The sequence below is a fragment of the Herbiconiux sp. genome, from assembly GCF_023264855.1.
Classification (GTDB): domain Bacteria; phylum Actinomycetota; class Actinomycetes; order Actinomycetales; family Microbacteriaceae; genus Herbiconiux.
In genome coordinates this window covers 25,370-32,776 of sequence record NZ_JAHFUW010000055.1, presented here as the reverse complement: position 1 = coordinate 32,776, position 7,407 = coordinate 25,370, and the positions used below count along the sequence as shown (strand labels likewise).

The 7,407-nt window shown below is 70.5% G+C and carries 6 protein-coding genes and 1 pseudogene; 5 read left to right on the top strand and 2 right to left on the bottom strand.

Annotated features, from left to right (window positions below):
• Positions 1 to 855: DUF4407 domain-containing protein (locus Q0D75_RS17855; RefSeq protein WP_291056637.1), on the top strand; the 855-nt coding region annotated here is incomplete at its 5' end.
• A 91-nt stretch (positions 856 to 946) separates the two neighbouring features.
• Here Q0D75_RS17855 and Q0D75_RS17850 read toward each other — a convergent pair.
• Positions 947 to 1,636, bottom strand: a complete 690-nt coding sequence (locus tag Q0D75_RS17850) for a TetR/AcrR family transcriptional regulator C-terminal domain-containing protein (protein WP_291056635.1) — start codon at positions 1,634 to 1,636, stop codon at positions 947 to 949.
• A 114-nt stretch (positions 1,637 to 1,750) separates the two neighbouring features.
• Here Q0D75_RS17850 and Q0D75_RS17845 point away from each other — a divergent pair, with 114 nt between their 5' ends.
• Both Q0D75_RS17845 and Q0D75_RS17840 read left to right on the top strand, forming a co-directional pair.
• Positions 1,751 to 2,770 carry an SDR family oxidoreductase gene (locus Q0D75_RS17845; protein WP_291056633.1) on the top strand — a complete coding sequence of 340 codons (1,020 nt, stop codon included), beginning with the start codon at positions 1,751 to 1,753 and terminating at the stop codon, positions 2,768 to 2,770.
• A gap of 52 nt (positions 2,771 to 2,822) precedes the next feature.
• Positions 2,823 to 3,740, top strand: a pseudogene (locus tag Q0D75_RS17840) (alpha/beta hydrolase).
• A 550-nt stretch (positions 3,741 to 4,290) separates the two neighbouring features.
• Here the strand turns inward: Q0D75_RS17840 and Q0D75_RS17835 are convergent.
• A complete protein-coding gene (locus tag Q0D75_RS17835) occupies positions 4,291 to 4,893 on the bottom strand; it encodes a helix-turn-helix transcriptional regulator (RefSeq protein WP_291056628.1) in 603 nt (200 codons plus the stop codon).
• 81 nt (positions 4,894 to 4,974) lie between these two features.
• On the opposite strand from Q0D75_RS17835, the gene Q0D75_RS17830 reads away from it, so the two are divergent.
• Positions 4,975 to 6,273, top strand: a complete 1,299-nt coding sequence (locus Q0D75_RS17830; RefSeq protein ID WP_291056624.1) for a hypothetical protein — start codon at positions 4,975 to 4,977, stop codon at positions 6,271 to 6,273.
• Positions 6,274 to 6,443: 170 nt separating this feature from the next.
• Positions 6,444 to 7,343 carry a polysaccharide deacetylase family protein gene (locus Q0D75_RS17825; RefSeq protein ID WP_291056622.1) on the top strand — a complete coding sequence of 300 codons (900 nt, stop codon included), beginning with the start codon at positions 6,444 to 6,446 and terminating at the stop codon, positions 7,341 to 7,343.
• The last annotated feature ends 64 nt before the right edge of the window (positions 7,344 to 7,407 follow it).

Below are 7,407 nucleotides of genomic sequence, written 5' to 3'. Positions count from 1 at the left end.
GCCGTCGACAACAGCGCGGGGCTGCTGTCGCGGCTCGAGGCGCTGTTCCGGCTCGGCGAGGCGAACGCGCTGCTGAACGTGGCGCACATCATGATCGCGCTGCTGTTCATCTGCATCGAGCTGCTGCCGGTGATCGTGAAGGTGCTGTCGAACCTCGGCGTGCCGACCGCGTACGACCGGATGGTCGATCTGCGGGAGGACGGCGAGGTGTCGGGTGGTGCGATCTGGGCGTCGGAGCGTGCCCGGGCCATCGAGGTCGAGGCGGGGGTGCAGGTCGCCGTCGCCGAGGACCGGGCCGAGCGCCAGCTCGCGTTCGGCAAGCGAGTTAACCAGGCCGTGCTGGAGCAGCAGGAATCGGTGATCGAGCGGGCGCTGCAGGTGTGGGCCGGGTACGCCGGCGAGCGGGCCGAGGCACGGATGGGGGAGTGGGAGCGCTCCCTCGAGGCGGCCGAGGCGCAGCCGGAACGTGACCAGCGCACCACGGCCGATCTGACCGAGACGGCCCGCATCGCCACCTCGGCGGACTGGACCGACACGGCCCGGCTGCCCACGGCATCCGCATTCCCCGGTGCGGTTCGACCCGGGGATGCTCGGGTTCAGGATGCGCGGGCTCGGGATGCGCGGGCTCAGGATGCGCGGGCTCAGGATGCGCGCGAGTCCGACGACGCGACCGCCCAGCTGGCCGAGCTCGGCTTCGAGGTGGACGACGACATCGACACCGCTACCGGCGGCGTGGTGGGCGGCCCCGATCGGGCAGCCGACCACGTGCCGACCCGCGTTCCGGCGAAGCCGGTGACGCGCAACGCCGACCGCGAGGCCTTCCTTCGCCGGGCGGGCCTCCCCGACCAGCTCTGACGTCTTTTCCCCGGCGCATCGAGACGTCGCATTGTGCCGCTATGACGGCGCAATAGCGGCACAATGCGACGGGTCGACGAAGGGGTGAGTGCTAGCGGCCTGAGTTCGCGAGGCGCGCGGCCATGCCGTCGAGGATGAGGTCGATGCTCGTGTGCAGCTGGGCGTCGTCGACACCCACGAGATCGGCCTCGGCGAGCCGGCGGAGATTCGTGAAGCCGGCGCCGCGCGGATCGTCGAGCGCCCGCAGCAGCTCGGGTACCTGGGGGTGCCCGCTGCTGCGGCGCGCGACCAGCTGCTCGCGGGCCGCCGCGGCCGCGAAGCTCGCCAGCGTGGCGAGGCCGCGGGCGGCGGTCTCGTCGTCGAAACCCGCCGCCATCATGATGCGCAGCGTGTGCTCGACGGGTTCGAGCAGCACCACGTCGGTCGAACTCAGCTCGATGTAGGCGCCGTGGCCGTTGGCCGCGATCACTGCATCGTGCATCGAGTACGCGAGCGCTCGGCAGGCTTCTCGCCAGGTGGCATCCGGTGCGATCTCGACCGGCTGGAATTCGGCCGCGAAGGCATCGAGCGCCATGAGTTCACGGAGAGTGCCGAGATCGCTGATGTGGTGGTGCACCGTCGCGCGGTCGACGCCGAGGCGGTCGGCCACGGCCTGCACCGTGATCGTGTCGGGGTCGAGGTCGCGCACCGCTTCGACGATGCGGGCCTGCGTGAGACCGGCGCGGTTGCCTCGGCCGCGACGGGTGCGGGGCTCCGAGGGCGTCTCATCAGCGGCGGTCATCACCACACTGTAGCGCTCACCTCTTGTATTCACGGGCGTGAATTACTATCGTCGGAAGCCAGGCGGCTGCCCATCCCGAGCATCGTCGCCCGAGCATCCTCGAAAGGACCGATCATGGCCGACACTTCTGCACCCCTGACCGCCGGCAGCACCATCGGAACGTGGCTGGAGCACCCGGTGGGCGGGCCGCTCATCCGGGGCCTGCTGTCGGCGTCCGGAGTGGGCGACGACGCCCTCGCCCCGGTCAGCGGACTGCCGCTGCAGCAGCTCGTCGTGATGAGCCAGGGGCAGATGCCGCAGTCGGTTGTCGACGACCTCGTGCTGCAGGCCAACGGCGGGGTCGCGCCGGAGGAGACCGGCGTCGCCACCGGCTGGGTCGAGAAGATCACCCCCGGGCGCTTCGCCGGCCAGACCGTGATCGTCACCGGTGCGGCATCCGGGATCGGACGCGCGACCGCCACCCGCATCGCCCGCGAAGGCGGCCGGGTGGTGACCGTCGACATCAGCGCCGACCGGCTGCAGGAGTTCGCCGCCTCGGTTGCGGATGCCGAGGTCGTGACGCTCGCCGGCGACATCACGAAGCAGGACGACATCGACGCGATCGTGGCGGCCGCGGGTGCGCGCATCGACGGTCTCGCCAACATCGCCGGCATCAACGACGACTTCTCGCCGCTGCACGAGACCTCGGATGCGATGTGGGACCGCGTGATCGGCATCAACCTCACCGGGTCGTTCAAGCTGACCCGCGCGGTCATCCCCGTGATGCTCGCCGCCGGGACGGGGTCGATCGTGAACACGGCCTCCGAGGCCGGGCTGCGCGGCAACGCCTCGGGCAACGCCTACACGGTCTCGAAGCACGGCGTGATCGGGCTCACCCGCAGCGCCGCGTTCATGTACGGGCCGCAGGGCCTCCGGGTGAACGCGGTGGCTCCGGGCGGGGTCGCGACGGGCATCCCGATGGCGGCGAGCCCGTCGGAGAGCGGATCGGCGCGCCTGACGCCGTTCCAGCGCACCATCCCCTCGATCGCGACCGCCGAGAAGCTCGCCGCCTCCATCACGTTCCTGCTGAGCGACGACGGGGTGAACATCAACGGTGCGGTGCTGCCCTCGGACGGCGGCTGGTCGGTGCAGTAGGCGCGGGCGGGCGGCGGACCGGAACCGGGCAGGGGCGCGGGAAGGCGCGGACATGGACATCGAGATTGTCGACCCCGCACTGCGGGCGGCCACGCTGAAGCTGCCCGCGACCGACCCGTCGAAGGCCTGGCTGCGCGCCGTCATCCGGATCGCGACCCGGGTGATGCGCGTGCCTCGCGTCGAGGGCGTCGAAGTCTCGACCGTGAAGGCGGACGGCGCTCGCATCCGTCTCTACACGCCGGGGGAGCGCCGAGGCGACGGCGCTCTGTTCTGGGTGCACGGCGGCGGCCTGCTGTTCGGCGACGCCCGGCAGGATGAGGCGTTCTGCGCCGGAACCGCGTCGGAGCTGGGGATCCCGGTGGTCTCGGCGAATTACCGGTTCGCGCCCGAGCATCCGTTTCCCGCGCCGTTCGACGACGTGTACGGCGCGTGGCTCTGGCTGCAGTCGCAGGCCGCGAAGCTGGGTGTCGATCCGGATCGCGTGGTGGTCGCGGGCGAGAGCGCCGGCGGTGGGCTGGCCGCCTCGCTCGTGTAGCGACTGCACGACGAGGGCGGTGTGCGGCCGGTGGGGCAGCTGCTGTTCGCACCGATGATCGACGACCGCACGGCGGCCGACGAATCGCTCGACGCCCTCGACCACTGGGTCTGGAACAACCGCGCCAACCGCGTCGGCTGGAGCGGGTATCTCGGTGAGGCTTTCGGCGGCGAAGACGTGCCGCGGTACGCGGCCGCCGCGCGACGGGCGGATCTCTCGGGCCTGCCCCCGACGTACATCGCGGTCGGCGACATCGAGCTCTTCTACGGCGAAGACGTGGACTACGCCCGCCGCCTCGAGCAGGCCGGCGTGCCCGTGACCCTCGACGTCGTGCCCGGCGCCCCGCACGGCTTCGAGAACTGGGCCCGCGACGCGGCCCCCTCCCGCGCGCTGCTCGGCCGAGCCCGCGCCTGGCTCCGCACCGCCCTCGAATGATGCTTCTGGTCGGCTGAAGCAGCCGTCGCCCCGCGCGCAGTACTCCATCCGAGACGATCACCGCAGCCGCCACGGTTCGCGCGGCGCTCACGCTGATTCATCTCGTCGCCGACATGGTGGCTCTCGTCGCGGTCGTGGCCGCGCGGCGTGACCCCGTTGGTCGTGCGTGCCCTTGGGGGCCCGTGAGAGAGAAGAACCGTCGATCGGTGAGAATTCTGGCGCGATGCGAGAGGCGGATCATCTCCTCGGGTTGGAGGAGGACGCTCTCGCGACTGTCTGTCAGGGTGACCCCGTCTTCCCCGAATACGTCGAACGTCAGATCGACGATCTCGTCAGGATCGGTGATCTGAAGATGCCGGATCAGAGTGACGATGCCCGAGCGTCCGTATCGTCGATCTCGAAGCTCATGAAGGCGAAGGCGCTCTGGTTGATCCAGTCCGAGGGAAGGCTATGCTCCGCAGCCATTGCGGCGGCCTCCTCTCGCACGACCTCGAACGGTCGGAACAAGCCATCGATGTCTTCTCGTCGGCCGAGAAAAGACGTACTGCGGTCATGCCGCGTTCAGATCGCGTTCGCGGATGACGATGCCACGCTCCAAGAACTCGGGTTCAGCATCGATCCTGAGAAAGTCGACATATCCGGGGGAGTAGGTGTCGTCGGGGCCGGGGACCCACTCGTGCAGGAGGGGCGGTCTCTTCGTCCACCGAGGCGGCGTGACGCCCCGCCGCGTGGCGCCCCAGCCGACGGCCGTCGCGAAGAAGGTATCCCACCGTTCGTCGGCAAGTGGGGCCGGCTTCTTGAGGAAGTCCTGGATCTCGTTGTCGGACGAGGCGCGATGGAAGTGGTCTATCGCCTGGATCGTGAGCCGGAGTGCCGCTGCAGGATCGGACGCTGAGAGCTCTGACTCGATCGCCCGCGCCGCCGTTCGCGCGGTCATCAGATTTCTCTGAGCCATCGTGATGCGTGAGGTCGACGTGTGCAGGTTCTCACCCAAGGCGGCCAGAGCCCGCTCGAGCGACGCCACCTTGATCGTCCCTGCACGCTCCGACTGCTCCAGCTGCGAGACGGCGCCGGCGGTCACCCCGAGCGAGGCCGCGAGGTCGTAGATCGACAGTCCACCGCGGTTGCGAGCAGCTCGGATGTGGTCGGACACGGCGCCTCCTTGTATAGGTGTAACTATACTCCCTAGCTCCCGACGGTTGTCGGAGAGGGGACGGCGTGGGACGGTGGGGAGATGATTCGCATCGGGCAGCATCCTGTGGCGGCGCGGTGGCGGCTCATCGCGATCGTCACGGGCGGGGGGAGTGTTCTGCTGGCGGCGCCCGCCTCGGCGGTGTTCGTGGCGCTCGGGGCGGGGGCGTGGAGTTACCTGCTGGCCTTCCTGAGCGTGTGGGCCGTGCTGGGCGGCGGGATCGTGATCGGCCTCCTCGCGGCCTACGGCGTGGTGGAGTGGGATCCGGATCGGCGAGTCGCTCGGCTGCGCGGCAAGGAGGTGCCGCTCGAGTCGATCACCGAGGCGTGGCGGTCGGTGTCGTCGGGCAACGGTGCGGCCTATCTCGTCTACCGGTTCGTGTCGGCGGAAGGGCCGTCGGTGCGGGTGCTGGTCGCGGGGCAGCCGATGCGCGGGCTGGACGCCGAAGGCGTCGCGGCCCTGGCACGGTTCGTCCGGGAGCTGCCGTTGCACGTTCCCGGGGAGGCCGGGGGGTCGGAACTCACCGAACGGCAACGCGCCGAGGCGGTGTCGTACACGAACGGCGGCGGCAAGTCGCAGGTGTCTCGGGAGACGATGCTCGCCGAGCTCGGGGAGCCGGTCGAGCATCCGGGGACGACGGCCGGGACGACTCCGGATGCGACGCCGCCGGGTTCCGCGCAGACCGTGATCTCTGCGCGCGAGGCCATGCGCCTCGAACGGCAGTGGGAGGCCGACGACACGGCAGCGGATGCGGCGCTGAGCGCCGACGTTCCTGCGGCGCGGCGCCTGCGCCGGGTCTTCTTCTGGCTGCTGATCGCCGCGCTGGCGGTCGCGGCGGTCGCGATCGTCTTCGCCGTCGTGCAGGAGCAGCTCGAGCGCAGCCTCGACAACGACGTGGTGGCGGCGTTCGTGGGCGGCGGATTCGGCCTCGGCCTGCTGTTCTACCTCGCCTGGTGCGCGGCCGCCGACGCCGACGTGCGGCACCGGCGCCGACTGGCGGATGCCTCCTGGGCCGGCCTCGATGCCGACGGGCGCCGCCGCGGACTCGCCGCGCCCCACCTTCTCGCCTGGACCCAGTCCGTGCGCCGGTTCCGCTTCTCCCTCGCCTTCGTGCTCTGTCTGCTCGGCTTCTTCGTGATCCTGTTCTCGATCTTCCTCATCGCCGAGCCGGAGCCGGGCGACCCGGCCGCGCTCGGCATCGGGGTGCTCGTGGTGGGCATCGCGATGGAGGCGTGGGCGGTGATCGACTTCATCCGGCTGTACCGGCGCCGGCGAGAGGATGCCGAGCGGCTGGTGCTGCGGGGTGGCTGGCGGCTGCTGCCGCCGCAGGTGCGGGACTGAGGCGGATCCGGATCGGGGACGGGGCCTGCGGATCCGGATCCGGATCGGGGTGACACATCGGGGATTGACACCCGAAGACGTGGTAGCGGCGGCGGACACCCGTGTCTTATCGTCAGGTGTCGAAGCGGTGGCGGAATGCCGGCCGCGCATCCGAGACCCTGAGGACAGCGTTGACCCCGAGGCATGCCCGCGCGCGCAGAGAACCGGTCGTCATCGATCGTCGCCTCTTCCTCGGGGCGCTGGGTGTGGTCGTCGTCGCGAGCGCTTCCGCCGTCGCCGCCGTCTCGTGGGCCGAGTCGCCCCCGGCCGGAACGGCAGCAGCCGGGACACCGGGCCCGAACCCCGGCACGGCGACGCCGCCCGTGCCCTCGCCGGCCCCCACCGCGTCGCCGACGCCCACTCCTGAACCCACGCCGATCCAGGCGGAGTTCACCCCGGACCTGCAGAAGGTCGCGCTTCCGGGCGGATCCCTCACCGCACTCCCCGGCGACGGGAACCTGCTCGCCTGGACGGTCGACGACGGCTCGAACGCCGAGGTCATCCGCCTCTACACCGAGTTCGCGGCGGCGAGCGGCACCCGCCTCACCTACTTCCTCAACGGCTCGTACTCGGGCTGGTCGGAGAACGCCGACCTGCTGCGCCCGCTCGTGCAGTCCGGGCAGATCCAGCTCGGCAACCACACGTTCGACCACGCCGACCTCACCAAGCTCAGCGACGCCGGAGTGATCGACCAGCTGCAGCGCAACCACGACTTCATCCTGCGCACCTACGGGGTGGATGCTCGCCCCTACTTCCGCCCGCCGTTCGGCTACCACGACGCCCGCGTCGACCGCCTCGCCGCGAGCATCGGCTACACCTGCCCGGTGCTCTGGTACGGCACGCTCTCGGATTCGGGCCTGATCACCGAGCAGCAGGTGGTCGAGTTCGCGACCACGTGGTTCCTGCCGCAGCACATCGTGATCGGCCACCTCAACTTCGCACCGGTCACCAACGTCTTCCCGCAACTGCAGGCGCTCATCGCCGAGCGGGGCCTGCGCACCGTCACGCTCGACGACGTCTTCCAACGCTGACGACGAGGCCGGCCCGGTTGCACCCGGCATCCGGAGGCGGTCAGGCCACTCGGTGCACAGCACG

What these genes read in the sequence shown, in the direction of transcription:
- Q0D75_RS17830 (WP_291056624.1), top strand. Translation starts at nt 4,975, where the DNA reads ATGATTCGCATCGGGCAGCATCCTGTGGCGGCGCGGTGGCGGCTCATC.
- Q0D75_RS17850 (WP_291056635.1), bottom strand. Translation starts at nt 1,636, where the DNA reads ATGACCGCCGCTGATGAGACGCCCTCGGAGCCCCGCACCCGTCGCGGC.
- Q0D75_RS17845 (WP_291056633.1), top strand. Translation starts at nt 1,751, where the DNA reads ATGGCCGACACTTCTGCACCCCTGACCGCCGGCAGCACCATCGGAACG.